Origin of the sequence: Citricoccus sp. NPDC079358 (assembly GCF_040702545.1) — a bacterium.
Classification (GTDB): Bacteria; Actinomycetota; Actinomycetes; order Actinomycetales; family Micrococcaceae; genus Citricoccus.
This window is the reverse complement of sequence record NZ_JBFBLI010000004.1, coordinates 256,341-280,999: the sequence shown is the minus strand read 5'-3', so window position 1 is coordinate 280,999 and position 24,659 is coordinate 256,341. Positions and strand designations below refer to the sequence as shown.

The window sequence follows — 24,659 nt, the reverse complement described above, 5'->3', positions numbered from 1 at the left end:
TATCGATACCGGACGCCTCGGCCACTGATGCAAGGCTGACCTTTATGGCAGATCAAGACGCTCACTTCCGCGTCATGGATGAGGCACTGAAACATCCAGATGGCCGAGCCAAGGGCGGAGAACCCTGCGTCATCTGTGGCAAGCCGGTGCCGATGAGCGCCCACTGGGTGCAACGAGACCGACACGTGTGCTCCGGACGGTGCAACAACCTCCTGCGTCACCGCTACGGTCGCGGAAGCGCGAGCATCAACGCCGAACGAGTGGCGGCGGCGGTCGAAGCGACCGGGCCGCGACCGAATCCACGAACCAGCGGCCCTCGTGTCTTCCGCACCCTCCCGGATGCGCGCCCGCCCGAACTGCCTATCGAGTGGGAGGGGTACGGGCCGCATCCAGGTGATGTGGTCGAGCGTTACGGCATCTTGACCCATTACCTCGTCCAGGACATGCCCGACGGCTACTTCACCTCGCGCATCGTCTTAGCCGTTGCCCAGAGCGGTGACATGTTCGTAGCAGGGGCGAGTGATGATGGCTACTACTCGTCCCTGGTGATCGGACCGCACGGTCCAGGAGGCGAACGCCTTGAGGGTCAGCTATTCAGCCACACCTTCGACATCAACGGCGTCCTGTGTCAATGGCGCCGCGAGCGGATCACGGATCTACAGCCCGACGGCGTGGACTACTTCTTCTGGGAGTGCTACGCCGCCGTCCCTGTTGACACACCGGCCTACCCCGAGCCGATGCACTCGTCGCGCTACCGAGCGGAGATGGATCGTCGTCGCCGAGTCAGCAGCAATGCGGCAAAGCACGAGCGCCGGGCGCGTTCAGAAGCCACCATCGAGCGGTTTGATCCAGTGGAGGTGTACGAACGAGACGCTTGGACTTGCGGCATCTGTGGAGGGAAGGTCGATCCTCAAGTGCTACACCCCGATGCCATGAGCGCGAGCTTGGACCACGTCGTTCCCCTGTCGACGGGTGGGGACCACACTCGCGGCAACTCGGTCCTCGCCCACCTGATCTGCAACATCCGAAAGGCAGCGAGTTGAGAGTGCGCCGACCTCGGCGTGACGCGGACAACCGAAGTGGACCAATCAAGTGACCAACAGCCTGCAAACGCTGCAAGACGAGATGCCCAGAGCAAGCGGCTGAAACGGAAAACCCCAGGTCAGGGGCAGTAGAGCCGTCGATTCCGGCACCTGGGGGTCAAGGGGTCGTCGCCTCAGACGCGCCGACTGCCACACTTGCGAGTCGGCGGGTGAATGCCGTCGACCGTAACGTCACGGCGAACACTGAGTCCATCTGCAGTTGCTTGGCATTTAGTGTTGCGCTCGGCGCCACGATCGATCGTGAGCCCGCCCAACCGGCCGTCGGTGTCTTGCCTTAAACTGGGTTGCGGACACGGGGTGCGCCGACCGGCGCTGAGATCAAACCCGTGGAACCTGATCTAGTTCGAACTAGCGAAGGGATGTCCGCGTGACTTCTTCTTGCCCTACCCAATTTCCGCCCAGCTCCGTCCTGCCCGCAGCAGCTTCAGTGGCCCGCGTGCTCTCGATCGCTGGCACCGATCCGAGCGGGGGCGCAGGCACCGCTGCGGACCTCAAGTCGATCACCGCGGCCGGCGGCTACGGCATGAGCGTCGTGACCGCCCTGGTCGCCCAAAACACCCACGGCGTGCGGGACCTCCACGTCCCGACCACCGAGTTCCTTGCCGCACAGTTGCATGCCGTCAGCGACGACGTCGACCTCGACGCCGTCAAGACCGGCATGCTCGGCACCGCGGAGATCATCGCCACGGTCGCCGCGTGGCTGGACACCATCCAGCCGCGCATCCTCGTCGTCGACCCGGTCATGGTCGCCACCAGCGGGGACCGGCTGCTGCAGCCCGAAGCTGAGCAGGCCATGGTCGCCTTCTGCCGACGCGCCACCGTGGTCACCCCCAACATCGACGAGCTCGCCGTGCTCACCAGCCAGCCCCGCGCCGCCACCGAGGACGAGGCCCTCGAGCAGGCCGCCCGTTGGTCCGCGGAGACGGGCGTGGCCGTCGTCGTGAAGACCGGCCACCTGGACACCCTGACCGTCACCAACACCTGGCTGGCTCCGGACGGCACCCGCATCGCCGTGCCCTCCACCCGCGTGGACACCACCAGCACGCACGGCACCGGCTGCTCCCTGTCCTCCGCCTTGGCCACCCGGCTCGGCCGCGGGGACAGCCCCGCCGACGCCCTGTCCTGGGCCACCGACTGGCTCCACGAGTCCATCACCCACGGCGCCGCCCTGCACGTCGGCTCCGGCCACGGCCCCGTGGACCACGGGCACCGCGCCCGCCGGTTGCAGGCCGCCGCCTCCTCCGCCCCCTGGCTGACGCCCGACGCCGTCCCCCACCTTCTCGAGACACCCGCCGGCCTGGTTACCCCGTGGGCAGGCGACGACAGCCGAAAGGTCACCATCCCCGCGCCGGCCGTCGCAGCGAGTGGACCGTGGACCGCCGCCCTCTGGGCCGCCGGGGCGGACACCACCGCCGCCATCGCGGACTCCGATTTCGTCCGGGCCCTGGTGGACGGCAGCCTGCCGCAGCACGCCTTCGCGTTCTACCTGGCCCAGGACGCGCTGTACCTCAACGGCTACGCCCGGGCTCTGGGCGCACTCTCCGCCCGCAGCACCGACCCCGCAGCCCAGGTCTATTGGTCGCAGGCGTCCACCGGGGCTCTGACCGAGGAGGCCGAACTACACCGCGGCTGGCTCGGCACCGCAGACCACACCGGCGCGACGCCCGCGCCGAGCCCCGTGACGGCCGCCTACACGAGCTTCCTGCTGGCCACCGCCCTCGGCGAGGACCGGGCCGTGGGCGTGGCCGCCGTGCTGCCCTGCTTCTGGCTCTACGCCCAGGTCGGGGCCGCACTGCCCGCCGTCCCTGCCGACCACCCCTATGCCGCCTGGCTGGACACCTACCGGGACCCCGGCTTCGTCACCGCCACCGAACAGGCGCTGGCCCAACTCGAGACCGAGATGGCTGCCGCCTCCCCGGCCGTGCGAGCCGCCGCGGCCCGCGCCTACCTGACCGCCTGCCGGCACGAGCTCGAGTTCTTTGACCAGGCCCTCCGGCTCGAACCCGGCGGGGAAGCGGCGCTGCCCGCCACCGCGACCAGCCGCCCGGAACTGGCCGGGAGCGCCCGGTGACGGCCGCTGCCACGGCGCCGGCCGCCGTCGTTCACCTGCCCTCGGAGGGCAAGGCCGCCCTGCGGGCAGGCGTGGTGGGCAACTGGATCGACAACATCCACGTGTTCCTGCCGCTGACCGCCCTGGCCCCGGCGATGCTCGTGCTCGCCGGGCCGGCCGCCGCCGCGTCCACCGGGGCGCTGATCGTCATCGCGATGCTGCTGGGGCGGCCGATCGGCGGGGTGGTGTTCGGGCGCATCGCCGACCGGCTCGGGCGCACCCGCACCACGCGGATCGCGATCGCCGGGACCGCCCTGTGCGCCCTGGCCATCGCGGCCACCCCCACCCACGAGATCCTCGGCGCCGGGACCATCGGGCTGATCCTGGCCCTGCGGTTCCTGTGCGGGATCTTCGTGGCGGGGGAGTACTCGGCGGCCATCCCGCTGGCGATGGAGTGGTCCGCACCCCGACGCCGCGGGCTCATGAGCGGGCTGATCCTGTCCATGGCCCCGTGGGCGCAGGCGTCCATCGCGTTCTCCGTGGCCGGGCTGCTCGCGCTGATCGGGCCCGACGCCTACGCCGCCTGGGGCTGGCGGCTGCTGTTCGTGCTCGGGGCCCTGCTCTCCGTGGGGATGCTGGTCTACTACTCCCGGCAGGTCGCCGACGCCCCGGTGTTCCACCGCAGTAGGCAGCGGGCGGCAGAAGCCGAGCCGGTGGGGCAGGCCAAGCCAGCCGGACGGCCGGGGCTGCGGCAGCTGCTCGCCGGCCGGTGGGCGCGGGCCTTCTGGCAGGTCTTCGTGCTGATGACCGGGCTGTGGCTGCTGACCAACACCACCGTGCTGCTGCTGACCGACCGGCTGGCCACTGACTCCCCGCTGGATCCCACCGCGGTCCCCGTGGTCATGGGGATCGCCTCCGTGGCGCAGGCCGTGGTGATGGCCCTGGCCGGGCACCTGTCCACGCGGGTGGGCCGGCGCCGGGTCTTCGTGCTGTGGGGTGTGGCCGCCGGGATCGCCGGGCCGGTGGTGTGGTGGCTCGCGGTGCACTCGCCCACCCTCGCCGCGGCGGCCGCGTGCGCCGCCGTGCTGCAGGTCATCACCGTCTCCGCCTACGGTCCCGTCTCGGCGTACCTCTCCGAGCGGTTCCCCACCGAGATCCGCTCCACCGGCTACGGCTCCGGGTACAGCCTGTCCCTCATCCTGCCGGCGCTCTACCCCTTCTACTTGCCCGCGCTCGAGGCGAGGTTGGGACGGGATGGCTCCGTGATGGCGCTGGTGGTCCTGGGCGGGGTGCTGCTCGTGCTCGGCGCTGTGCTGGGGCCGAAGCTGGCGCCACGGGACCTGGACGGGGACCTCGACGAGGTCGCCGCGGGGGCATTGCGCCATCGCCAGCGTCCACTCGCGATCGGTCAGGTCTGACTACCTGAGGCCCTTCCAATGTTGTTGAGATGCGATCGGGACCGGTCTTTAAGGAACTGGTGTTCGTTCGAGATCAGTTCGTTGCGCTCGTGCAGGGTCTTCACATCGAGCATGCCGTTCACGATGAGTGCGTTGACGAACGTCTTGTCCTTCTCGCGGCCTGCTGCCAGCTTCGACACGGCGAGGTCGTGCGGCTCCAGGAAGTGAGGTTCCGCGGGAGCCGAGGAGAGGAGGTCCCACCCGACCAGGCGATCCCGCCACCCTTCAGGGAGGATAGCTGTCTCAACATGGATGCCTTCTGCATAGAAGCCGTTCAGGGCATGGAATCCGGACAGCTCGCCGATGATGCCCTCGACCTGGTCTGCTTTCCCTCGATCGGGATCATCGAGGAAGGCGATGTCGGCCTCGATCGATGCGGTAGCTTCTGCGGGCAGGTCGTCCTCGTCATAGGAGCCGAGGATCGATTGTGAGCCGATGACGAGCACGTCCTTGTCGCCCACGATGGTGCATGCCGACCGGAGGATGTGGGCCAGCTGCTGTCTGTTCATGCGGCGCGCTCCCCGCTGTGGTCCTGGCGCCAGTGCTGCTGGAATGAGCGCAGGACCTGCTGCCGCTGCTCATCGGTGAGGACGCTGGCGAAGGGGCTGTTCTGCCGAAGCTCGCAAGACAGTTCATCGGTTCCGGTCAGCACGGCGGCCACCTGATCCACTCCGCCCTCGATGACTGCACTCCATTGGTCGAGATAGTGGACGGACTTGCCGTCCGGACGATGCGCGCACTTCCACCGAGCGATGTTGTCCCTAGCCGACTGAAGCACGACGGCGGGCTCCATCATGAGAGCGCCCAGCACTGCCCGATGAAGCCACAGGGATTTTTCCTGATTGCGAGTTAACTGCGGCGCTATGAGGCGAGCGAGGGAGTCGCGCCGGATCCGCCGATGTGTGCCGACCTTGATGGACGGCAGATCGCCGCGATCACAGAGGTCAACGATATGTTGCCGCGAGACACCGAGAATCTCTGCGGCACTGCCCGTGCTGAGCCAGTCATCGTCCATGGTCAAAGGCTACTCTTAAACACCAAAAACACAACGACTGGACGTGGCGCGAGGGGTGGGACTGAGTGTGGCTGCCCTACACTGAACCCTGGACACGGGGTGCGCCGACCGGCGCTGAGATCACACCCGTGGAACCTGATCTAGTTCGAACTAGCGAAGGGATGTCCGCGTGACTTCTTCCCTCCCCACCCGGCCGGGACCGGACCTCGCGCACGATCCGGACCTGGCCGCCGTCGCGCCCGTGATCCGTGCGGTGCGCGAGCGTGCGCCGCTGGTGCACTGCATCACCGCCACCGTGTCCATGGGGATCGTGGCCAACGGGCTGCTGGCCGCCGGCGCCCGCCCCATGATGACCGAGACCCTCGCCGAGGCCCCAGTGGTGACCACCGTGGCCGACGCGCTCGCGGTCAACCTCGGGACCCTGAGCACCGATGCGATGGATGGGATTCCGGCGGTGGTCGAGGTCGCCGTGCGGGACGGGCGACCGTGGGTGCTGGACCCCACCGCGATCGGCCTGGCGCCGGTGCGCACGCCGCTGGCCCGGGGCCTGCTGGACTCTCGTCCGGCGGTGGTGCGCGGCAACGCCTCCGAGGTGCTGGCGCTGGTGGGCGCCGGAACGGGCGGGCGCGGGGCGGACTCGGTCTCGGCGCCCGCGGCCGCCGAGGACGCGGCCCGCGAGGTGGTGCGCAGGACCGGGGGAGTGGTCGCCGTCTCGGGGGCAACAGACTTGGTGCTCGACGCCGGCCGCAGCACCCTGGTGGCGCGCGGCACCTCCCAGCTCACCCGGGTCACCGGCACGGGGTGCCTGCTCGGGGCGTTGACCGCGGCGTGCTCGGTGGTGGCCGAGGACGGCTTCGAGGCCGCGCTGGCCGCCACGGTGTGGATGAACGTGGCCGGGGAGCTCGCCGCCGAGCGGGCCGCCGGGCCGGGGAGTTTCCGGATGGAGCTGCTCGATGCGCTCGATGCCGTGGGCGCCGAGGGAAGCTGACGATCAGGCGGCTGCCGTGCGCGAGGTGCTGGTGGGCTTCTGAGGGCGGGTGATCCGGCCGTTGCGGTGAGCGGAGATCAGCAGGAGCACCGTGGCGATGGAGCAGACCGCCACGGAGATGAGGCTGGCTTCAGGTCCGAAGCTGCCGCCGGTGAGCCAGACGGGCCCGGGCGTCACTGCCTCCACGAGGGCCTCGCGAGCGTCGCCCCCGGAGCCGATGGTGCCGAAGATCGCGACCGTGGTGATGTTCCATCCGAGGTGGAGGCCGATGGGCAGCCACAACGAGCCGGTGGCCACATAGGCGGCGCCGAGCATGAGGCCTGCCTCGACGGCGAGCGTGAGGGCTCCCCAGAGGGTGGCGCCAGGGTTGACGAGGTGGACGAGGCCGAACAGGAGCGCGGACGCCGCGAGGGCCATCCAGGTGCCCCAGCGCTGCTGGACGAGGCGGAAGATCACCCCGCGGAAGAGGACCTCCTCGGCGACGGCCACGGCGAACATCATGCCGACGATGGTGAGAGCTCCAGCGAGTGTTCCCCAGCCGATGATCTGGTATCCGCCGAACGCGGCGATGAGGCCGATGGAGACGCAGGCCAGGGTGAGGCCGCCGAGCGTGCCGAGGAGCAGCCGTTTCGCAGCGGTGGGCCGGGCGAGCTCGATGACGGGACGCTGCTCGATGCGGCGCACGGCGACGGAGTAGAGCCACAGCACGAGAACACCGAGAACCGGACCGATCAGCAGCGCGGCGGCCGGGCTGCCGAGCGCGGACGCGGCGGAATTGGTGATGATCATCAGGGCCGCGAAAGCGACCACCATGGTGCTCGCGCGCACTGACGGGCGGGACCAGAACGGGGACTTCTGGACCGACGAGGTCTCCGGCTTGCTCAGGGGTGCGGGTGCGGGTTGCATGGGTGCTCCTTTGTCGCCGGCGTTGTTGCCGGGCGAAATGCACGCTACGGAGAACAGACCCGCGGATCGTCACCCCGGAGGGGGCACGTCCGGTAGCTCTGCGGAGTGACTCGGCCGGGGCTGCGGTCCTGCAAGAGAGGGCGTGTAGTGCCTGCCCTACACTGACTCCTGGACACGGGGTGCGCCGTCCGGCGCTGAGATCACACCCGTGGAACCTGATCTAGTTCGACCTAGCGAAGGGATGTCCGCGTGACTTCTTCTGGCCCCATGAGTGCACCCCAAGATGCTCTCGACCTGCGCTGCTACCTGGTCACCTCCGGGACCGGCCGGCGCACCGTGGACGTGGCGGCGGCAGCGGCGGCCGCCGGGGCCGGCGTCGTGCAGGTGCGGGCCAAGGAGACCTCGGCCGCGAATCTGCTGGACCTGGTCCTCGCCGTGGCGGAGGCCGTACGGGTAGCCAACCCGGCCACCCGCGTGCTGGTGGACGACCGGCCGGATGTCGCGTGGGCCGCGCGGTTGCGGGGAGCCGCGGTGCACGGGGTGCACCTGGGACAGGACGACCTGCCCGTGGCCGACGCCCGCGCCCTGCTGGGACCGGAGGCAATCATCGGGCTGACCACCGGGACCCTGGGGCTGGTGCGTGCCGCCGAGGCCCAGCGCGATCTGCTCGACTACATCGGTGCCGGGCCCTTTCGGCGGACCCCGACCAAGGAGTCCGGCCGGGAACCCCTCGGCGTGGACGGCTACCCGGAACTGGTGGCGTCCACCGCCCTGCCGATCGTGGCGATCGGGGACGTGACCTGCGCCGATGCCGCCGCACTGGCTGGGACTGGCGTGGCCGGCGTCGCTCTGGTGCGGGCGGTGATGGAGGCGGAGGATCCGGGTGCGGTGGTGCGGGAGGTGCTGGCGGGGTTCGGCGCTCTTCCCTCGCGCTTCCCGTAATTCCCGGTGATCGTGAAATATCCCCGTGATGATCACGGCGAAAAATCATGATCACGGGGAATCTTCGCGACAAGAACCCGCGGGAATCAGGTCGACAGGTCAATGACACGTTTGGCTGAACGCTTGAGGAGGTCAGGCCGCCGTCCACCGGCCGGAAGCCGGGACGTGACCTCCGCGGATGCCCCCGCAGATGCCGCCGCGCTGGCTGGGATCGGCGTGACCGGCGTCGCGCTGGTGCGGGCGCTGATGGAGGCAACGGATCCGGGTGCGGTGGTGCGGGAGGTGCTGGCGGGGTTCGGGAGGGCCTGAGCTTCGGCACAGACCGAACCCCGCCCTGCGTCACTGCGTGACGTCGAACTCCTGCGAGTCGAGGAGGGCACCGTCCAGGCTGAACAGTTCGCTGACCTCGACCATCACGGGCGATTCGTCGCGGAGCGTGAACGGCACCTGGACGGAGATCGAGGCGCCCGGCTTGAGGTCTGTCATCGTGGCGCTGGAGTCAATGTCCTCAACGTAGGCGTAGGAGTCCAGCTCGACGCCGCCCTGGAAAGCCTGCGGTTGGGTGGACGTCATGAAGTTGGCGGTCTCCTCCGAGCCGTTGGTGAACTCGAAGTCCACCACGATGACTGGGGCACCCTCATAGTCCTCCGAGAACGACGCGCCCCCGATGGTCACGGCGACATCGCTGGTGGACGACTCCTCCGCGGCGGGTGCGGCGGCCGGCGTCGAACTGGTCTGCTGCAGCTCGGCGGTCCAGGTCTCGCCCAGGGCGCTGACCTCGTAGCTGAGGGTCTCGTCTTCGAACGTGAACGTCTTCGTGTTGTCACTTGAAGCGAGCAGCGCCGTGTCGGTCTTGCTGGTGTCGTTCTCGGAGTCGAAGGTGAATGATCCCTCGGCTCCTTCGGGGAGTTCGGCAGTGCCGGCCCAGTAGAGCGCCTTCTCGCCGTCGTTGATCCAGTAGACCGTGATGGTGTCATCGACGATGGTCGCCGACTGGATGCTGGCGTTGCCTTCCCCGGCCGCGCCAGCCTGTTCCCACTCGCCGGTCAGATCGAGCTGGGCGGCTTCCTGTGAAGTAGCGGCGGCAGGGCTGGCAGCGGCCGTGCCGGAGTCCATGGAGCCGGAGGCGCATCCAGCGAGTCCGAGGGCTAGGACGGCTGCGATGGCGATGGTTGCGGTCGAGCGGGTGCGCATGGAGGAATGCCTCTCCCTGATGGGCGGACGGTGATCTTGGTGCCTATGCATGACGGCCGAAGTCGGCCGCAGGTTCTGCGTTCGTCCCGCGACCTTAGAGGGCAGCGTTAATCCGAGGCTCCCCGGGCCGCGCCTCCAGACCGTCTGACCTGAGGGTCGCCCGGTGGATGCCCAGGTCCGTCCGCCCGGGCAGCACCTCGGGGTGCAGGGCGCGCAGATCTGAGGGGTAGTCCCCGTCGCGCAGGCGCCGGTAGGGGCGGGTCGGTTCGGCGTCGATCCCCTGGAGCCGGCGGAGGAGCCGCTCCCGCTCCCGCTCGACATCTCCCGCGGTGAGCGCATCGGCGTCGTGGATCACGTGCAGGTCGAGCGCGTCGATGCCGACGTACCAGAGCGCTCCATGGGTCAGGGGGAACAGCAGCGAGTCGAGGTCGCCGCTGAGACCGCGGGGGCCGATGGTGCGCTCGTCCTCCCCGGCGGTGACGATGATCAGGGCCTTGCGTCGGCTGAGCCCGCCATCGCCGTAGCGGCGGGGCAGGTGCACGTCCGGGTCGAGCTCGTTGTCATAGGCGAAGCTGTCCGTCAGCACGCGGTCCAGCCAGCCCTTGAGGATCGCCGGCGGGCCGTACCACCACAGGGGGAACTGGAGGACCAGCAGCTCCGCGGCAGCGAGTTTCGCGTGCTCGGCCTGGACCTGCGCCGGCAGCTCGCCGCGGGAGTAGGCCTGTCCGGCGAGCTCGGCCAGGTTCCCCGGCCGGTCATGCGGCTCGCCCAGGTCGGCTCGGCCGAAGACGGGATCGAACCCCAGGGAGTAGAGGTCCGAGGTGGCGACCTCGTGGTCCCGGGACAAGGCCTCGACGCCGGCGCGGTACAGGTGGCCATTCAGCGACTCCGGGCGGGGGTGGGCGAGAACCCAGAGGGCGGAGCCGGGAACGGGGGGATGATCGACGGGCATGGTGTCTCTCCTGGTGTGGGGGAGCCCCCAGTCCACCGCACGTAGATCAGACGGAGAATAGTCGGAACTCCGAAATCGATGCGTGATCGTCTAACCTGGCAGCGTGGACACGCTCAGTGAAGTGCTGGAGAACATCCGCTCCTCCGGGGCGTTGATCGGCCAGAACCTGCTCTCCCCGCCCTGGGCGATCCGTCAGAAGGGCGGTGCCTCGATCACCGTCCTGGTGATGCTCCGGGGCGAGGCCTGGCTCCGGCGGGACGGGGCCGATCCACTGCGCCTGGGCACCCGCGACCTCGCGATCCTCACCGGCTCGGGGTCCACGCTCCTGTCCAGCGACCCCACCGGACGGATCCCCACCACGTGTGTGCTGACCGCCGAGGGGGCCTGCCTCGAGGAGACCGGGGAGCGCCTCACTGCAGGGAACGGTGGGCTCGTGCGAGTGGCTGACGAGCCGGGTCTGGACTCGGAGCACGTCTTGCTCGCCGGGTCCTTCCCGACCTCCGGCAGGATCGCCGGGCGGCTCCTCGAGGCACTGCCGAACGTCGTCGTGGTTCCCCGTGCCCACCAGCGTTCACGGGCGCTGGGACTGCTCGAGTCCGAACTCGAGAACCGTGAACCCGGGCAGCAGGCGGTGCTGGACCGGCTCCTGGATCTCGTGTTGATCGGGGCACTGCGGGACTGGTTCGCACTGCCGGACACGGACGTCCCCGCCTGGTACGGGGCAGCCGGGGATCCCGTCGTCGGCCCCGCGCTTGGGGCACTTCACGCCGATCCGGCGCGGGCCTGGACCGTTGAGTCGTTGGCACGCCGCGCTCAGGTCTCCCGCGCCACCTTCGCCCGTCGCTTCGCCGAGGTGATGGGCGAACCACCGATCTCCTACCTGACCGGGTGGCGCCTGTGCGTGGCCGCGGACCTCCTGCAGGAACGGGAGGACACCACGGAATCGATCGCCCGGCAGGTCGGCTACTCGAGCGCCTTCGCCCTCAGCGCCGCCTTCACCCGGGAGTACGGTGTCAGGCCCAGCAGATACCGGGTGCAGAGCCGGCGGTTGGCCGTGACGGAGGCCGTCGAGTAACGCCCGACGACGGCGGGTCCGAATAATCACGGTGAAACCGCCAGCGCCGGGGTCGGGCGGTGAGCCACGATCAGAGGGTCACGCAGTTCCGCATCGACCCAGAAGAAGAGGCACCCCGTGAGATTGTCTGCAAATTCCGAAGCCGTGGTGGCCCAGACGGCGAGTGTCGTCGCAGAGCACGCCGAAGAGATCAGCAAGGTCTTCTATGCGGACATGTTCGCCGCCCATCCCGAGCTGCTCAACGTGTTCAACCAGGCGAACCAGGCCATCGGTGAACAGCCGAAGGCGCTGGCGGCCTCGGTGGTGGCGTTCGCGGTGCACCTGCTGGATCCCGAGGCGCCGGACTTCACGCCGGTGATGCGGCGCATCGCACACAAGCACGTCTCACTCGGCATCACCGCCCCCGAGTACACGATCGTCGGCCGCTACCTGCTCGGGGCGGTGCAGAAGGTGCTCGGCGAGGCGGTCACGCCCGCGGTGGCGGCGGCCTGGGACGAGGTCTACTGGCTCTTCGCCACCTCCCTGATCGCCGAGGAGGGAAAGCTCTACGCCGAGGGCGGGACCGACCCTCAACACCCGTGGCGCCACTACCGGGTGGTGGAGCGCTTCGAGGAGTCCGAGGAGGTCTTCTCGTTGCTGCTGTCCCCGGTGGAGGGGCAAGTCCCCGCCCACCGGACGGGACAGTACGTGGCAATCGCCGTCGACCTGCCGGGCGGGCGCCGCCAGCCGCGGCAGTACACGATCTCCTCCGGACCCCGGGGCGACTCGCTGCGCGTGACGATCAAGCGCGTGCACGGTGTGGACGGCGCACCGGACGGCCAGGTCTCCGGCTGGCTGCACGAGAACGCGCAACCGGGGACGGTCCTCGACGTCTCGCAACCCGCAGGTGATGTGGTGCTCGACGAATCCGACACCCCGCTGGTGCTGGTCTCCGCGGGCATCGGCATCACCCCGGTGGCGGCGATCATGGAGGACCTCTCGCGTCGGCAGCCCGGACGCACCGTGCGGCTCTTCCACGCCGACAAGTCCCACGTGCACCACGCCCTGTATAGCGGTCTGCGCCGGCAGGTGCTTGCCATGCCGGACGCGCGGGCCCAGAACTGGTACCGGAAGGACGCCGAGACTGCGCCGACGCTGTATCCGGCGAAGTCCGGATTCATGGACCTGTCCGACGTCGAACTGCCCGAGCAAGCGAAGGTGTTCATGTGCGGACCGCTGCCGTTCATGCAGAGTGCCCGGCGTGCGCTGATCGAGCAGGGCGTGCCGAGCGAGAACATCCACTACGAGGTGTTCGGTCCGGACCTCTGGGCGCAGTCGCCCGCCTGATCCCCGTCTTCAGGGGGCAGCGCCCGCAGCGCCCGCACGGCCGCCCGCTCCAGTTCAGCATCGTCGCGATCGGCCTCGACACCGCCGGGGCGCGACGACGGCGCCGCCTCGCCGTGGCGTCCGAGCACAAGCACGCAGCGCTCGGGGCCGACGAAGGGATGCAGGCGGCGCAACTCCAGCGGTCCCGGGACCTGTTCAAGCTGGTCCCGCACGAGCCGGGCGTGCACGGAACAGACCGCCGGCCGTTCAGCGTCGATCATCTCTTCGTACAGGCAGGGCAACAGGCCGATCGTCAGGTCACGCTCGTCGACCTCGGGCTCCATGCCGGCGTCCTCCAGGTGCTCGTAGAGGGCGTCGAGCTGGTGCACCGCCTCGTCGCCGAGGACGTCGCGGTGGTCGAGTTCCGGATCCAGGCCGCGCAGGACCTCGCCCCGTTCCTGGGCCGCCCGGGCTCGCTGCTCCGCCACGAGGCTGTGCTCGGTGCGGCGTACGGGGGAGTATCCGTTCGGGGGCCGGCCCCGCCGGCCGGTCTCGACGGGAGCCCTGGCGACGAGCCCCTCACCCTCCAAGACCCGGAGGTGGTCGCGGGCGGTGTTCAGCGGCAGGCCGGTCTCCTCGGCGAGCTCCTGCAGGAGCCGGCCCGGGAGGCGCTGCACCGCGTGCAGCAGCCGCAATCGGCTCCTCTGTGTGAGCCCCCGAAAGTCCTCCACCCGCCGCGGCATGCTCCCATGATACTGAGCGGCGGCACCCGGATAAACGGCTCCGAGACGGGTGCCAAGGGTCCACCTGGCCTCCCGGGTCCTCAAGAAAGGCTGAGGGCCTGATCCGCGGGTAACAGTTCGAAGGGCACCGGAAGGGTGGAGATCCCGTTGACCTGCAGGGCGACCGCGTGGCCACCGGGATGGTAGCGGCGGGTGGTGATCGCCCGGAAGGAGTGCGACCGGTTCACGGCCATCTCCTCTCCGGGCTGGAGGGTCCGGGTGGTCAGCTTGAAGACCTTGGTGCTGAGGGTGCTGTTGGCCTTGCGATGGTGGATCACGTAGTCGATGGCGAGACGAGCGGGCTCCGGGCCGACGTTGCGCACCACCGCGGTGAAGCGGACCTCTCCGCCCCAGGGCACCCGGGCCTCGGTGAGATGCGGCCCGTCAATGTCGACGGACACGGGCCCGAATCCGAGCAGGTCCAGTGCCCCTGGGTGGCCGTTCTTGAGGAGGGTCCGCAGACCGTGGCGTACCAGCGCAGGCGTCTGCGGACCAGGGTCCGCCAGCCATCGCTGGGCCGTCGAGACAACGAGGTCCGGGGCATCCCGGCTGAGGTCGTTGAGGTGGTTGGCCACCGAACGCCGGACGTACTCACTGGGATCCCGGTACAGAGCCTCGAGGAGGGGCACGGTCACGCCGGGATGGGCGGTGATGGCCGGGATGCGCACCGCCCAGGGGAGGTAGGGGCGGGTGCCCTCGCTGGCCAGGCGTCTGATGTGCTCGTCCGCGGAATCCGTCCACACGGCGATGATCGCCAGTCCTCGGTCCAGGTCGTGACGCAGGAGGGTGCGGAGGGAGAACTCCGAGGTGAGCCGGCCCGTGAGTTCTGCCAGGAGGGCCATGGCGTCCGTGAACGCTGCTGCGGTGTTCTCTTGGACGGCCCGGGCGGCGACCGCACCGGTGACCGGCCAGATGAGCCAGCCGGAGAAATCCGAGCTGCTGTCCCGCGCCTGACGGATGACGTGGGCGAGTGACTGATAGTCGCCCGGGAGGTCGACCAGGAGAGCCTCCCGTAGCAGGTCCGCGCGCTCGCGGAGGGCGAGGCCGTCGAGCGACTCCGCGGCTCGGGGCAACGAATGCAGGTCCGTCCCCGGCACGACCCGCCGGATGGAACGGGTCAGTGCGGTGGCGGCGCGTGCACCCAGGAGCTCGTCAGCGGAAGGCATGCGATCATTATCGCCGGGCGGGGTCCGGCGCAGGGGACCGACCCGAAGCAGCCAGGCAGATGTGACCCGGGCGGGCGTTCGGCCACAGGACCATGGACGGCCCGGGATTCCGGGAGCGAGAATCTGGACCACTGACAACACCAGGAGCGAGGCACGCCCATGACGACGATCGCCGACCACGACGCCTACATCGCAGCGGCACCCGAGCCGTTCCGGCCGGAGTTGCAGCGCCTACGCTCGATCCTGGCCCGCACTCTGCCGGAGGCGGAGGAGATGGTGGCCTACAACATGCCGGGGTTCAGCATCGGTGGCACGGTCGTCGCGAGCTATGCGGCGTTCAGCAAGCAGTGCGGGCTGTATCTCCTGCCGGGCGCCCTCTCCGCACATGCCGATGACATCGCGGCCGCCGGCCTCAAGGCGACCAAGACCGGCATCACCTTCTCGCCGCGCAAGCCGATCCCGGACGAGCTCGTCGAACGGCTGGCGCGGGCTTCGCGCCAGGAGGCCGAGGCCTGAGGGCTCAGCCTGGCCGGTTTCGGACGACGTGGCAGGCCAGGTCATGAAGAGATGACCTCCCATGACGACCTATGGCGTGGTCTCGGCGGTCTTCGCGCACACCGGAGCGTAGAAGTCGTCAGATTAATCAGGTGATGCGGACAGGACCGTGAGTTCGTAGCCTCGTCCCCAGAATCACGAGTTCCGGTGCGAAGCCCTGGCTGGCCGGACTGCAACCCTCTCGCTGTGGTGGGGTGCACCAGGTGATGATTCGGCCGGCCCGCAGCGGTGACCGGCAAGTACAGCCTGCCGAAGACATCCCTGGATGATCGCTGCTCGGCGAGGCCATCCGAGAGGGCACCCATGACCACTGTTTCACCTACCCCGGCGCCGGCCCGTGCGAGCGCCGAGGAGATCCGCGCCGAGTTCGCACCCCTGTTCTCCCGTATCCGCGCGGGTGCCGTGGAGCGCGAGCGGTCTCGGGAGTTGCCGTTCCTGGTGGTGGAGGAGCTGAAGCAGACGGGCTTCACCGCGCTGCGGGTCCCCCTCGAGTTCGGAGGCCGAGGCGTGGGGTTGAGCGAATTCGCTGCCCTGCTGGTGGACCTGGCCGCGGCCGATTCGAACGTCGCGCACTTGCTGCGCGGCCACATCGCCTTCTTGGAGCGGCTGCTGCTGAGGCCCCCCGGGAACCACCGCGATCAGTGGCTGCGTCGGATCGGTGCGGGGGCGCTGATCGGCAATGCTGCCTCGGAGCGCAACGAGCTGACGGAGATCACCACCCGGCTGGAGGAGCGCGGCGGGCGGTGGACCGTCACCGGTACGAAGTATTACACCACCGGCAGCATCTACGCGGATTGGATCTCCCTGTCCGCGGTCCGAGGGGAGACGCGGCATTCGGTGCTGGTGGACGCCTCCCACCACGGGGTGCGGGTGGCGGACGACTGGGACGGCTTCGGCCAACAGTTGACCGCCAGCGGCGGCCTCACCCTCACCGACGTGCCCGTGGACCCACAGGACATCCGCGCCTTCGAGCCGGAGGATCCGCAGGCCGGGTTCGGGGTCGGGCTCTTCCAGGTGATCCTGCTCCTGGTGGCGGCAGGAGTGGCCCAGTCGGCGGTGCAGGACGCGATGGACTATGTCCGCCCCCGGCGGCGGACCTTCGCCCACCGGGGCGAGCTGGCGCCCCGGGAGGAGGACGTGGTCCAGACCGTGGTCGGGGAGGTCGCCGCCAAGGCCCACGCCGCCCGGCTGATCGTGCTGGGGCAGGTGGCGGCGCTGGACGCGTATGCGCGGAAGGCCGCCGACGGGGCCCGGGAAGGCACTCAGGATGAGGTGGCGTCCCTGGCGGAGGAATCCGCACAGTTGGCCCGGGAGGTATTCCAGGCGCAGCTGGTGGTCCTTGAGCTGGTGCAGCGGGCCACCACCGAGATCTTCGAGGTGGGCGGGGCCTCGGCCACGAGCACCAGCCGGAGCCTGGACCGGCACTGGCGCAACGCCCGCACCATCGCCAGCCACAACCCCGCGAAGTACCGGGCCCGGGCGGTCGGCGAGTACCTGCTGACCGGCGAGTTCGCGCTCTGGGGCGGCAAGGGGCCGGCGGGCGCCCCGGCAGTCCAGGAGGGCCAGGACGCCCAGGAGGCCCCAGAGGGCCAAGCCGGGCCAGCAGGCAATGCCGGTCGGGGTGACGCTGACCATGGCCGCCACCTTTGAGGAACTGCTCGAGGCCGGCGAATCCGCGGACGTGACCGGGTGGGACTTCTCCTGGCTGCAGGGCCGGGCCACAGAGGAACGGCCTCCGTGGGGCTACGCCGGCCAGCTCGCCCGTCAGCTCCGGGACGCCTCCGCCTCCCTGGACATCCAGACCGGCGGCGGGGAGGTCCTGGCGCAGGCCGAGACGTTCCCACCGACCGCCGTGGCCACGGAGTCCTGGCCGCCGAACCTCGCACGGGCCAGCGCCCGGCTCCACCCCCGCGGCGTGGTGGTGGTGGCGGACCCGGATGAGCCGCCGCTGCCGTTCGCCGATGCGGCCTTCGACCTGGTCACCAGCCGGCACCCCGCGAGCCTCTGGTGGGAGGAGATCGCCCGGGTCCTGAAGCCCGGGGGCACGTACCTCGCCCAGCACGTGGGCCCGGCCAGCGCGTTCGAACTCATCGAGTTCTTCCTCGGCCCCCAGCCGGGCGCCCGCCACGTGCGGGACCCGGAGGCGGAGGCGGACGACGCGCGGGCGGCAGGACTGGAGGTCGTCGACCTCCGCAGGGCTCGGCTGAGGATCGAGATCCATGACGTGGCCGCCGTGGTCTACCTGCTGCGCAAGGTCATCTGGTGGGTGCCCGGATTCACCGTGGCGCACCACCGATGTCGGCTGAAGGACCTGCATGACCACATCCAGACCCACGGGCCGTTCATCACCCATTCGACACGGCACCTCATCGAAGCACGCCAACCCACCATCACCGGGGAGAACCAGTCATGACCACCCAGAACCATCCCGCCAGAACATCCCGCCGGACCACGCTGTGGCTGGCCGCGGCGCCCCTGGCCCTGGCCCTCGCCGCCTGCAGCCCGGCCGGTCAGACGGCCTCCACCGGACCCGTGGAGAAGGAGGGGGGCACCCTGACGTACCTCGACGCCGAGGCCTCCCGCTCCACCCAGCTCCAGGGCGCCGGGACGTGGCAGGACAGTGCCTACGTGGAGAACGTCACCGACCGGCTCGTCTGGAAGGACCCGGAGACCGGGGAACTGCTCCCGTACATCGCCGAGTCCTGGGACGTCTCCGAGGACGGCCTGACCTACGAGTTCACCATCCGCCCGGGGGTGACCTACTCGGACGGGACGCCGTTGGACGCGGCGAGCGTGCAACGCAACCTCCAGTGGCAGGCCGACGGGGACGAGGCCAAGGGCATCCAGCCGAACAACCAGTTCCCCGCGGTCGAGTCCGTGGAATCGGAGGGGGACACCGTGACGGTGGCCCTGGAGCACCCGTACGCCGAGTTCCTCGACGTCCTCTCGGGCTGGTCCGCCTCCCTCGTGGCCGATGCCACCATCGAGGCCTCACTGGAGGAGCAGCAGCAGATCACCGGGCTCATCGGCAGCGGCCCCTTCGTGGTGGAGAGCGAGAAGTACGGCGAGGAGATCGTTTTCGCCAAGCGTGAGGGCTACGACTGGGCGCCCGAGGGCGTCGGCCACGAGGGGGAGGCCTACCTGGACCGGGTGGTGGTCCGCGCCGTCACGGATGACACCGTGCGCATCGGCACCTTCCGCTCCGGGCAGGCGGACGCCATCCGCTACATCCAGCCCAGTGACGAGACCCAGCTTGCGGAGCAGGGGGCCCAGATCATCTCCGCCCAGGGGCTGGGGGCCACCAACCAGTGGATCCTGAAGCAGCAGATCCCCGCCCTGCAGGACGTCCGGGTCCGGCAGGCGATCCGGGACGGGATCGACCGGGAGCGCATCGTCGAGGACCTCTACACGGAGAACTGGGACGTGGCGCAGAGCATCGTCACCGAGGACGCCTTCGGGTTCCAGGATGCGAGCGAGACCCTGCAGTACGATCCGGACCACGCCAACCAGCTGCTGGACGAGGCCGGCTACACGGAACGTGATGCCGAGGGGTACCGGGTCAAGGACGGCGAGCAGCTGCACCTGATCACGGTGATCGACGTCTATGACAGCACCGCCCGCCCGCTGTACCAGTTGGTCCAGGCCCAGCTGAAGGAGCTGGGCATCAACCTCGAACTGCGGGACGCCGACTACTCGCAGGTCTCGGCCGCCTACGCCGCGGAGGACGTGGCGGCCACTCGCTCCGGGTGGCCCTACCCGGCCCCGTGGGCCACCCTGAGGACCTCCTGGGACCCGGAGGGGACCAACGGATTCGCCCTGCCCTCCGGGGACGCGAAGCTGGAGGAGCTCTTCGAGGCCCAGGCCACGGAGACGGACCCCGCCGAACGCGAGGAGATCCTCGGTGATCTCCAGGACCACGTGATCGATGAGGCCTACAGCGTGCCGCTGATCAAGGACTCCCAGATCTTCGCGGTGCAGCCCACCGTCCACGACTTCGGCTTCAGCGCCGAGGCCCGCCCGCTGTTCTACGGCGCCTGGACGGAGGAGAAGTGACGGCCGGGGTCCGGGAGCACCCCGCCGCACCGGGAAGCACCGTCTCCCCGGAGGACGAGGCCGATGCCTCGGGAACCGCCGCCTCGCCCCGAGCCTGGCGACCGCGCGTCGGGCACGGCATGAGACGGTACGTGGCCGGGCGCGCGGGACACGCGCTGCTGGTGGTGGCCCTGGTGTACCTGCTGACCTACTGGGTGCTCTTCGCGCTGCCGGGGGACCCGGTCCGCAACCGCCTGGAGAACCCGCAGAACCCGGTTCCACCGGAACAAGCCCAGGTCATCATCGAGTACTACAACCTGGACCTGTCCGCCGTGGAGCAGTTCCTCATCACCCTCGGCCGGCTGTTCCAGGGGGACCTCGGCTACTCGCTGGGCACCGGCCGGGCTGTGGGAGACCTCTTCGCCCAGGGCATCGGATCCACCCTGCTGCTGGCCCTCGTGGCATTCGGGATCGCCGTGCTCATCGCCACGCTGGTGGCCGTCTTCGCCGTGTTCAGCCGTTCGGCGGCCGTGCGGGCCGCCCTCAACGTCTACCCCTCCCTGGCACTGTCCACGCCCAGCTTCCTGGTGGGGCTGTTCCTGCTGCAGTTGTTCTCCTACCAGCTCGGCTGGGTCTCCGCCCTGGACACCGACGGTCCCGCGGGGTTGATCCTGCCGGCGTTGACCCTCGGCATCGCGGTGAGCCCCTCCGTCACGCAGGTGCTGATCCAGGGTCTCGGCGAGGCGAACGACCAGCCTTTCGTCAAGGTGCTCAAAGCCAAGGGCCTGTCGCGCTCGCGGATCATCGGCCGGCACCTGCTGCGCAACGGCTCCATTCCGGCGCTGACCCTGCTCGCCCTCACGATCGCGGACCTGATCGCCGGCTCGGTGATCGTGGAGTCCGTCTTCAACCGGGCGGGGCTCGGCCTGGTGACGGAACAGGCCGTGCGCTCGCAGGACTCGCCGGTGGTGCTGGCCGTGGTGCTGTTCGTGGCCGCGTTGTACTCGGTGGTCAACCTGATCGCCGACCTCATCTATCCCTTGATCGACCCCCGCATCGTGATCACGGAGTCCCGGGTGGCCCGGCGTCCGGCGCGCCGTCCAGCGGGTCCTCCCGGTGACCCGAATGTCAGTCTCCCGAAAGGAACGTCATGACCACCTCCCTGCCGACCGCCGGCGTCCTCGCGCCCCGGGACGGACGCTCCCCGGAGTCGGACGGCGACTCCCGGCTGGCCCCGGGGCAGACCGGCCGCCAGCGCGTCCGGGCGGTGCTGCGCACGCTGCGGCCCGCGGACTGGTTGTCCGGACTCTTCGTCCTGGGACTGCTCATCGCCGTGGCCGCACCCACGCTCCTGACCTCCTACGACCCCCTGGAGGCTGGGGCGGGGCAGATCCTCGAAGCACCGGGAGCCGCGCACCTGCTCGGCACGGACTACCTCGGCCGGGACCTGGCCTCACGGCTGGTCTTCGGGACCACCACCACGTTCTCGGCCTCGGCGGTGGCCGTCACCGTGGGGCTGGCCGGGGGAATCGTCCTCGGCCTCCTCGCCGGGTACCTCGGCGGCTGGGTGGACGCCCTGGTCAGCCGGATCGTGGATGTGCTGCTGTCCGTCCCGGGGCTGCTGCTGTCCATGGTGGTCATCGTGGCCCTCGGCTTCGGAGCCATCAACGCGGCCATCGCCGTGGGGATCTCCTCCATCGCGAACTTCGCCCGAATCACCCGCTCAGAGGTCCTGCGCATCCGAAACTCGGCGTTCGTGGAGGCCGCGCAGCACCAGGGCTCGGGCCGGGCGCGCACGCTCGTCCACCACATCCTGCCGAACTCCCTGGGCCCAGTCCTGACGCTGATCCCCCTGCAGTTCGGCGGGGCCATCATCTGGATCTCCGCACTGAGCTTCCTCGGCTTCGGCGCGGTACCGCCGCAACCGGAGTGGGGCCTGCTCGTCTCCGAGGGGCGGCAGTACCTGATGTCCGCCCCCTGGCTGTTGATCGGTCCCGGACTCGCCATCGTCCTGACCGTCCTCTCGCTGTCCCACCTGCAGCGCCTCGCGGCGCGGCTCAGAAAGGAGTTCTCCTGATGACACTTACCACCACCCTGGCCCGGTCCGCGGCGACCGTCCCTGTCGAGGCGGCGGACGCCGGGCCGTTCGTCGCCGAGGTCCACGGCCTGCACCTGACCTACAGCTCGCCCCAGGGGCGCACCACCGGCGTGGAGGACGTGTCCTTCACGGTTCCCCGCGGGGAGACCATTGCCCTGGTGGGCGAGTCCGGTTCCGGCAAGAGCTCCGTGGTCTCCGCGCTGGCCGGGCTGCTGCCGGACAACGGACGGATCGAGGCCGGGCGGCTCACGCTGGGCGGCCGGGACGTGACCTCGCTGACGGACCGGCAGTGGCGGCCGCTGCGGGGAACTGTCCTCGGCTACGTCCCCCAGGACCCCCTGGGCTCCCTGGACCCCTTGATGCCGGTGGGCCAGCAGATCGCGGAGTCCGTGGTGCAGGCCCGCGGCGTGGGCTCCACCGAGGCGGCGCGGGCGGCCTTGGAGCTGCTGGAGCACGTGGGCATCCTCGACGCCGCGCACCGCTACCGGTCCTACCCGCACGAGCTGTCCGGCGGCCAGCTCCAGCGCGTGCTGATCGCCAGTGCCCTCGCGGGCCGGCCCGAGGTCCTGATCGCGGACGAGCCCACCTCCGCCCTGGACGTCACGGTGCAGAAGAGGATCCTGGACCTGCTGACCTCCCTGCAGCGCGAGTTCTCGCTGACGCTGATCCTCGTGACCCATGACCTGTCACTGGCGGCGGAGCGGGCGGACCGCGTGGTGGTGCTGCGGCACGGCCGCGTGGTGGAGCAGGGGACGGTGAACGAGGTTCTGCACCGTCCCGTCCACGAGTACACGCGGCAACTGTTCTCCGACGTACCCGCCCTCAACCCGGACAAGTACGCTGACCGGCTCGCCGAGGCGGCGGATGGACGGAGAAGCGCCGCCGCTGGCAGCGATCCCGGGGGACCGGGCATCAGCGTCCGCGCCCTGTCCAAGTCCTTCGTGCCCGGCGTCCGCGCCGTGGACCACGTGGGCTTCGAGGTAGCGGCCGGGGAGATCCACGCGCTCGTCGGCGAATCGGGGTCGGGAAAGACCACCATCGCCCGGATCGTCGCCGGCCTGACCGGGTTCGACGGCGGCGAGATCGAGGTGTTCGGTGAGCGGCTGGGGCGGACGCCCGGGGTGGTGAACTCCTCCCCGGAACGGCTGCAACTCGTCTACCAGAATCCGCTCTCGGCCCTGAACCCCCGCATCCCGGTGGAACGGCTCGTGGCCGAGCCTCTGCGGATCCGCGGACTCGGACGCCGGGAGGCGCTGGAGCAGGCCCAGAGGATGCTGGATCGCGTGGGCCTCGGTCACGACCTCTGGCGGCGCAAGGCCAGCCAGCTCTCCGGCGGCCAACGCCAGCGGGTGGCCATCGCGCGAGCTCTCGTGCTCTCGCCCTCGGTCCTGGTGCTGGACGAGCCGACGTCCGCCCTGGACGTGACGGTGCAGGCACAGATCGTGGACCTGCTCTTCGATATCCGCGACCAGTACGGCCTGACGTTCCTGTTGATCTCCCACGATCTGAGCTTGATCCGGCAAGTGGCCGACTCGGTCACGGTGCTCGAGCGCGGTGCGGTCGTGGAGTCCGGCCCGGTGCGGGAGGTCTTCGAGGAATCCACCCAGCCCTCCACGCGGGCGCTCATCGACGCCGTGCCACGAGCATCCGGAAAGTCCACGCACGTGACCTGCTCCAATTCGGCGCAGGACCAGTCCGAAAGAGAGAGGACCCCATGACCCGGCAATCACGGCAGATGAGCATCGGCATGAACATCCTGGGGCTGGGCGGCCACGCGGCCGCCCGTCAGTACGGCGAGGTGCCCGCCACCGCCACGACGGATGTCGAGTACTTCACCGACATCGCGAAGATCTCCGAGCGCGGCACCCTGGATGCCATCTTCCTGGCGGACGGCCCCGCCTTCCAGGGGGATCCGGCCCAACCTACGGGGAAGCTGGATCCCATCGTCCTGCTGACGGCTGTGGCGGCCGCCACCGAGCGGATCGGGGTCATCGCCACCGCCTCCACGTCCTACAACCACCCCTACAACCTGGCCCGCAGGATCTCCTCGCTGGACCACATCAGCGGCGGCCGAGCGGCCTGGAACGCCGTCACCACCGCCGGCGATGCCGCGGCCCGCAACTTCGGCCAGGATGGTGCCGCGTTCCACTCCGATCGCTACCGCCGCGCCGACGAGTTCGTGGACGTGGTGACCCGGCTCTGGGGAAGCTGGGAGCCGGACGCGGTGGAGCGGGCGGACGGCACCCGGGACCTGGTGCACCCCGTGGAGCATCGGGGGGAGTTCTTCTCCGTGGAGGGGGCCGGGACGCTCCCGCTCACCCCACAGGGCCGGCCGGTGATCGTCCAGGCCGGCTCGTCCGAGGGCGGTAAGAACCTCGGTGCGAAGCACGCCGACGCCATCTTCACCACCCAGACGACCCTTGAGGACGGCATCGCCTTCTCCCGGGAGATGAAGCGGCGTGCCGCGGGCTTCGGCCGGGACCCCGAGACCCTGAAGATCATGCCGGGGCTCTCCACCGTGATCGGCTCCACGGAGGAGGAGGCGCACCGGAAGGCCGATGAGCTCGACTCCCACCTGTCTCTGGACCAGGAGCTCGGGCTGATCGCCGGGCGTCTCGGGATCGACGCCCGGGAACTCGACCTGGACCGGCCCCTGCCCTGGGAGAAGTTCCCGGAACCCAGCGACTCCGTGCGCACCAGCCACGGATTCCTCGAGGCACAGCTCAACCTCGCCCGGAAGGAGAACCTGACACCCCGGCAGCTCACCCGGAGGATCCGCAGCGGTCACCGGCTGGCCGTCGGCACACCGGAGCAGATCGCGGCGACGCTGACGGAGTGGTTCCTGGCGGGGGCGGGGGACGGCTTCAACATCATGCCGGACACCTTCCCCTCCGGGGCGGAGATCTTCGTGGACCACGTGGTGCCGGAGTTGCGCAGGCGAGGGGTCTTCCGGCACGAGTACGCGTCCAGCACCCTGCGCGGGCACCTGGGGCTGCCCGTGGACTCGCCGGCGGACCTGGTGGGGCGCCGCTGAGGCGG

The 24,659-nt window shown here is 69.9% G+C and carries 23 protein-coding genes and 4 riboswitches; of the genes, 16 read left to right on the top strand and 7 right to left on the bottom strand.

What is annotated here, in order from left to right; translation table 11 throughout:
• Nucleotides 1-74 precede the first annotated feature (74 nt).
• From AB0333_RS07570 to AB0333_RS07560, 3 genes are all read left to right on the top strand, one after another.
• Nucleotides 75-1,043, top strand: a complete 969-nt coding sequence (locus tag AB0333_RS07570) for an HNH endonuclease signature motif containing protein (protein WP_366218089.1) — start codon at nucleotides 75-77, stop codon at nucleotides 1,041-1,043.
• A gap of 343 nt (nucleotides 1,044-1,386) precedes the next feature.
• A riboswitch (TPP riboswitch) is annotated at nucleotides 1,387-1,480 on the top strand.
• Nucleotides 1,471-3,174, top strand: a complete 1,704-nt coding sequence (locus AB0333_RS07565) for a bifunctional hydroxymethylpyrimidine kinase/phosphomethylpyrimidine kinase (protein WP_366218088.1) — start codon at nucleotides 1,471-1,473, stop codon at nucleotides 3,172-3,174. Its footprint overlaps the riboswitch before it by 10 nt.
• Nucleotides 3,171-4,571 carry an MFS transporter gene (locus tag AB0333_RS07560; RefSeq protein WP_366218087.1) on the top strand — a complete coding sequence of 467 codons (1,401 nt, stop codon included), beginning with the start codon at nucleotides 3,171-3,173 and terminating at the stop codon, nucleotides 4,569-4,571. The genes AB0333_RS07565 and AB0333_RS07560 overlap by 4 nt, the downstream gene beginning before the upstream one ends.
• Here the strand turns inward: AB0333_RS07560 and AB0333_RS07555 are convergent.
• Both AB0333_RS07555 and AB0333_RS07550 read right to left on the bottom strand, forming a co-directional pair.
• A complete protein-coding gene (locus AB0333_RS07555; RefSeq protein ID WP_366218086.1) occupies nucleotides 4,562-5,119 on the bottom strand; it encodes a DUF6036 family nucleotidyltransferase in 558 nt (185 codons plus the stop codon). The two genes, AB0333_RS07560 and AB0333_RS07555, sit on opposite strands and share 10 nt — an antisense overlap.
• Nucleotides 5,116-5,625, bottom strand: coding sequence for a helix-turn-helix domain-containing protein (locus AB0333_RS07550; protein ID WP_115932670.1), 510 nt, complete (start codon nucleotides 5,623-5,625; stop codon nucleotides 5,116-5,118). The genes AB0333_RS07555 and AB0333_RS07550 overlap by 4 nt, the downstream gene beginning before the upstream one ends.
• Nucleotides 5,626-5,710: 85 nt before the next feature.
• A riboswitch (TPP riboswitch) is annotated at nucleotides 5,711-5,804 on the top strand.
• Between AB0333_RS07550 and thiM the strand changes: the two genes are divergently transcribed.
• Nucleotides 5,795-6,613: a hydroxyethylthiazole kinase gene (gene thiM, locus AB0333_RS07545; protein WP_366218085.1), complete on the top strand. Its 819-nt coding sequence runs from the start codon at nucleotides 5,795-5,797 to the stop codon at nucleotides 6,611-6,613. It overlaps the preceding riboswitch by 10 nt.
• A 3-nt stretch (nucleotides 6,614-6,616) precedes the next feature.
• Here the strand turns inward: thiM and AB0333_RS07540 are convergent, their stop codons facing one another.
• Nucleotides 6,617-7,519 (bottom strand): type II CAAX endopeptidase family protein, encoded by a 903-nt coding sequence (locus AB0333_RS07540; RefSeq protein WP_366218084.1) that lies wholly within the window; start codon nucleotides 7,517-7,519, stop codon nucleotides 6,617-6,619.
• Nucleotides 7,520-7,684: 165 nt separating this feature from the next.
• A riboswitch (TPP riboswitch) is annotated at nucleotides 7,685-7,778 on the top strand.
• An 8-nt stretch (nucleotides 7,779-7,786) separates the two neighbouring features.
• Here AB0333_RS07540 and AB0333_RS07535 point away from each other — a divergent pair.
• Both AB0333_RS07535 and AB0333_RS07530 read left to right on the top strand, forming a co-directional pair.
• The gene (locus AB0333_RS07535; RefSeq protein ID WP_366218083.1) at nucleotides 7,787-8,461 is read left to right on the top strand and encodes a thiamine phosphate synthase; all 675 of its coding nucleotides are present in this window, start codon (nucleotides 7,787-7,789) and stop codon (nucleotides 8,459-8,461) included.
• 165 nt (nucleotides 8,462-8,626) lie between these two features.
• Nucleotides 8,627-8,770 (top strand): hypothetical protein, encoded by a 144-nt coding sequence (locus tag AB0333_RS07530; RefSeq protein ID WP_211309052.1) that lies wholly within the window; start codon nucleotides 8,627-8,629, stop codon nucleotides 8,768-8,770.
• 30 nt (nucleotides 8,771-8,800) lie between these two features.
• Here the strand turns inward: AB0333_RS07530 and AB0333_RS07525 are convergent, their stop codons facing one another.
• Nucleotides 8,801-9,655 (bottom strand): DUF5067 domain-containing protein, encoded by an 855-nt coding sequence (locus tag AB0333_RS07525; RefSeq protein ID WP_366218082.1) that lies wholly within the window; start codon nucleotides 9,653-9,655, stop codon nucleotides 8,801-8,803.
• A gap of 94 nt (nucleotides 9,656-9,749) precedes the next feature.
• Nucleotides 9,750-10,607, bottom strand: a complete 858-nt coding sequence (locus tag AB0333_RS07520) for an NAD(P)H-dependent oxidoreductase (protein WP_366218081.1) — start codon at nucleotides 10,605-10,607, stop codon at nucleotides 9,750-9,752.
• A 103-nt stretch (nucleotides 10,608-10,710) separates the two neighbouring features.
• Here AB0333_RS07520 and AB0333_RS07515 point away from each other — a divergent pair, with 103 nt between their 5' ends.
• Both AB0333_RS07515 and AB0333_RS07510 read left to right on the top strand, forming a co-directional pair.
• Nucleotides 10,711-11,682 (top strand): AraC family transcriptional regulator, encoded by a 972-nt coding sequence (locus AB0333_RS07515; protein WP_366218080.1) that lies wholly within the window; start codon nucleotides 10,711-10,713, stop codon nucleotides 11,680-11,682.
• Nucleotides 11,683-11,799: 117 nt separating this feature from the next.
• A complete protein-coding gene (locus tag AB0333_RS07510) occupies nucleotides 11,800-13,008 on the top strand; it encodes a globin domain-containing protein (RefSeq protein WP_115932677.1) in 1,209 nt (402 codons plus the stop codon).
• Here the strand turns inward: AB0333_RS07510 and AB0333_RS07505 are convergent.
• Nucleotides 12,963-13,730, bottom strand: coding sequence for a helix-turn-helix domain-containing protein (locus tag AB0333_RS07505; RefSeq protein WP_115932678.1), 768 nt, complete (start codon nucleotides 13,728-13,730; stop codon nucleotides 12,963-12,965). The two genes, AB0333_RS07510 and AB0333_RS07505, sit on opposite strands and share 46 nt — an antisense overlap.
• An 80-nt stretch (nucleotides 13,731-13,810) precedes the next feature.
• Nucleotides 13,811-14,935, bottom strand: coding sequence for a DNA alkylation repair protein (locus tag AB0333_RS07500; protein ID WP_366218079.1), 1,125 nt, complete (start codon nucleotides 14,933-14,935; stop codon nucleotides 13,811-13,813).
• A gap of 159 nt (nucleotides 14,936-15,094) precedes the next feature.
• Here AB0333_RS07500 and AB0333_RS07495 point away from each other — a divergent pair, with 159 nt between their 5' ends.
• The 8 genes from AB0333_RS07495 to AB0333_RS07460 all read left to right on the top strand — a co-directional run bounded on the left by AB0333_RS07495 (nucleotide 15,095) and on the right by AB0333_RS07460 (nucleotide 24,654).
• Nucleotides 15,095-15,451 carry a DUF1801 domain-containing protein gene (locus tag AB0333_RS07495; protein ID WP_366218078.1) on the top strand — a complete coding sequence of 119 codons (357 nt, stop codon included), beginning with the start codon at nucleotides 15,095-15,097 and terminating at the stop codon, nucleotides 15,449-15,451.
• A 172-nt stretch (nucleotides 15,452-15,623) separates the two neighbouring features.
• Nucleotides 15,624-15,738: riboswitch (SAM riboswitch) on the top strand.
• A 55-nt stretch (nucleotides 15,739-15,793) separates the two neighbouring features.
• The gene (locus AB0333_RS07490) at nucleotides 15,794-17,140 is read left to right on the top strand and encodes an acyl-CoA dehydrogenase family protein (RefSeq protein WP_366218077.1); all 1,347 of its coding nucleotides are present in this window, start codon (nucleotides 15,794-15,796) and stop codon (nucleotides 17,138-17,140) included.
• On the top strand, nucleotides 17,124-17,903 hold the full coding sequence (locus tag AB0333_RS07485) for a class I SAM-dependent methyltransferase (RefSeq protein ID WP_366218076.1): 780 nt from the start codon (nucleotides 17,124-17,126) through the stop codon (nucleotides 17,901-17,903). Before AB0333_RS07490 ends, AB0333_RS07485 begins: the two co-directional genes overlap by 17 nt.
• Entirely contained in the window at nucleotides 17,900-19,543 is a 1,644-nt protein-coding gene (locus tag AB0333_RS07480) for an ABC transporter substrate-binding protein (RefSeq protein ID WP_159553072.1), read from the top strand. The genes AB0333_RS07485 and AB0333_RS07480 overlap by 4 nt, the downstream gene beginning before the upstream one ends.
• Nucleotides 19,540-20,676: an ABC transporter permease gene (locus tag AB0333_RS07475; protein ID WP_366218075.1), complete on the top strand. Its 1,137-nt coding sequence runs from the start codon at nucleotides 19,540-19,542 to the stop codon at nucleotides 20,674-20,676. The genes AB0333_RS07480 and AB0333_RS07475 overlap by 4 nt, the downstream gene beginning before the upstream one ends.
• A complete protein-coding gene (locus tag AB0333_RS07470) occupies nucleotides 20,673-21,599 on the top strand; it encodes an ABC transporter permease (protein WP_366218074.1) in 927 nt (308 codons plus the stop codon). Before AB0333_RS07475 ends, AB0333_RS07470 begins: the two co-directional genes overlap by 4 nt.
• Nucleotides 21,599-23,338, top strand: a complete 1,740-nt coding sequence (locus AB0333_RS07465) for an ABC transporter ATP-binding protein (RefSeq protein ID WP_366218073.1) — start codon at nucleotides 21,599-21,601, stop codon at nucleotides 23,336-23,338. The genes AB0333_RS07470 and AB0333_RS07465 overlap by 1 nt, the downstream gene beginning before the upstream one ends.
• Entirely contained in the window at nucleotides 23,335-24,654 is a 1,320-nt protein-coding gene (locus AB0333_RS07460; RefSeq protein WP_366218072.1) for an LLM class flavin-dependent oxidoreductase, read from the top strand. The genes AB0333_RS07465 and AB0333_RS07460 overlap by 4 nt, the downstream gene beginning before the upstream one ends.
• Nucleotides 24,655-24,659: the final 5 nt, after the last annotated feature.

Bases quoted from the DNA above. Each gene is read 5' to 3' on its own strand.
- AB0333_RS07495 (WP_366218078.1), top strand. From the start codon at position 15,095: ATGACGACGATCGCCGACCACGACGCCTACATCGCAGCGGCACCCGAG.
- AB0333_RS07460 (WP_366218072.1), top strand. From the start codon at position 23,335: ATGACCCGGCAATCACGGCAGATGAGCATCGGCATGAACATCCTGGGG.
- AB0333_RS07505 (WP_115932678.1), bottom strand. From the start codon at position 13,730: ATGCCGCGGCGGGTGGAGGACTTTCGGGGGCTCACACAGAGGAGCCGA.
- AB0333_RS07470 (WP_366218074.1), top strand. From the start codon at position 20,673: ATGACCACCTCCCTGCCGACCGCCGGCGTCCTCGCGCCCCGGGACGGA.
- AB0333_RS07465 (WP_366218073.1), top strand. From the start codon at position 21,599: ATGACACTTACCACCACCCTGGCCCGGTCCGCGGCGACCGTCCCTGTC.
- AB0333_RS07480 (WP_159553072.1), top strand. From the start codon at position 17,900: ATGACCACCCAGAACCATCCCGCCAGAACATCCCGCCGGACCACGCTG.
- AB0333_RS07555 (WP_366218086.1), bottom strand. From the start codon at position 5,119: ATGAACAGACAGCAGCTGGCCCACATCCTCCGGTCGGCATGCACCATC.
- AB0333_RS07570 (WP_366218089.1), top strand. From the start codon at position 75: ATGGATGAGGCACTGAAACATCCAGATGGCCGAGCCAAGGGCGGAGAA.
- AB0333_RS07540 (WP_366218084.1), bottom strand. From the start codon at position 7,519: ATGCAACCCGCACCCGCACCCCTGAGCAAGCCGGAGACCTCGTCGGTC.
- AB0333_RS07535 (WP_366218083.1), top strand. From the start codon at position 7,787: ATGAGTGCACCCCAAGATGCTCTCGACCTGCGCTGCTACCTGGTCACC.
- AB0333_RS07490 (WP_366218077.1), top strand. From the start codon at position 15,794: ATGACCACTGTTTCACCTACCCCGGCGCCGGCCCGTGCGAGCGCCGAG.
- AB0333_RS07525 (WP_366218082.1), bottom strand. From the start codon at position 9,655: ATGCGCACCCGCTCGACCGCAACCATCGCCATCGCAGCCGTCCTAGCC.
- AB0333_RS07485 (WP_366218076.1), top strand. From the start codon at position 17,124: ATGGCCGCCACCTTTGAGGAACTGCTCGAGGCCGGCGAATCCGCGGAC.
- AB0333_RS07550 (WP_115932670.1), bottom strand. From the start codon at position 5,625: ATGGACGATGACTGGCTCAGCACGGGCAGTGCCGCAGAGATTCTCGGT.
- AB0333_RS07520 (WP_366218081.1), bottom strand. From the start codon at position 10,607: ATGCCCGTCGATCATCCCCCCGTTCCCGGCTCCGCCCTCTGGGTTCTC.
- AB0333_RS07500 (WP_366218079.1), bottom strand. From the start codon at position 14,935: ATGCCTTCCGCTGACGAGCTCCTGGGTGCACGCGCCGCCACCGCACTG.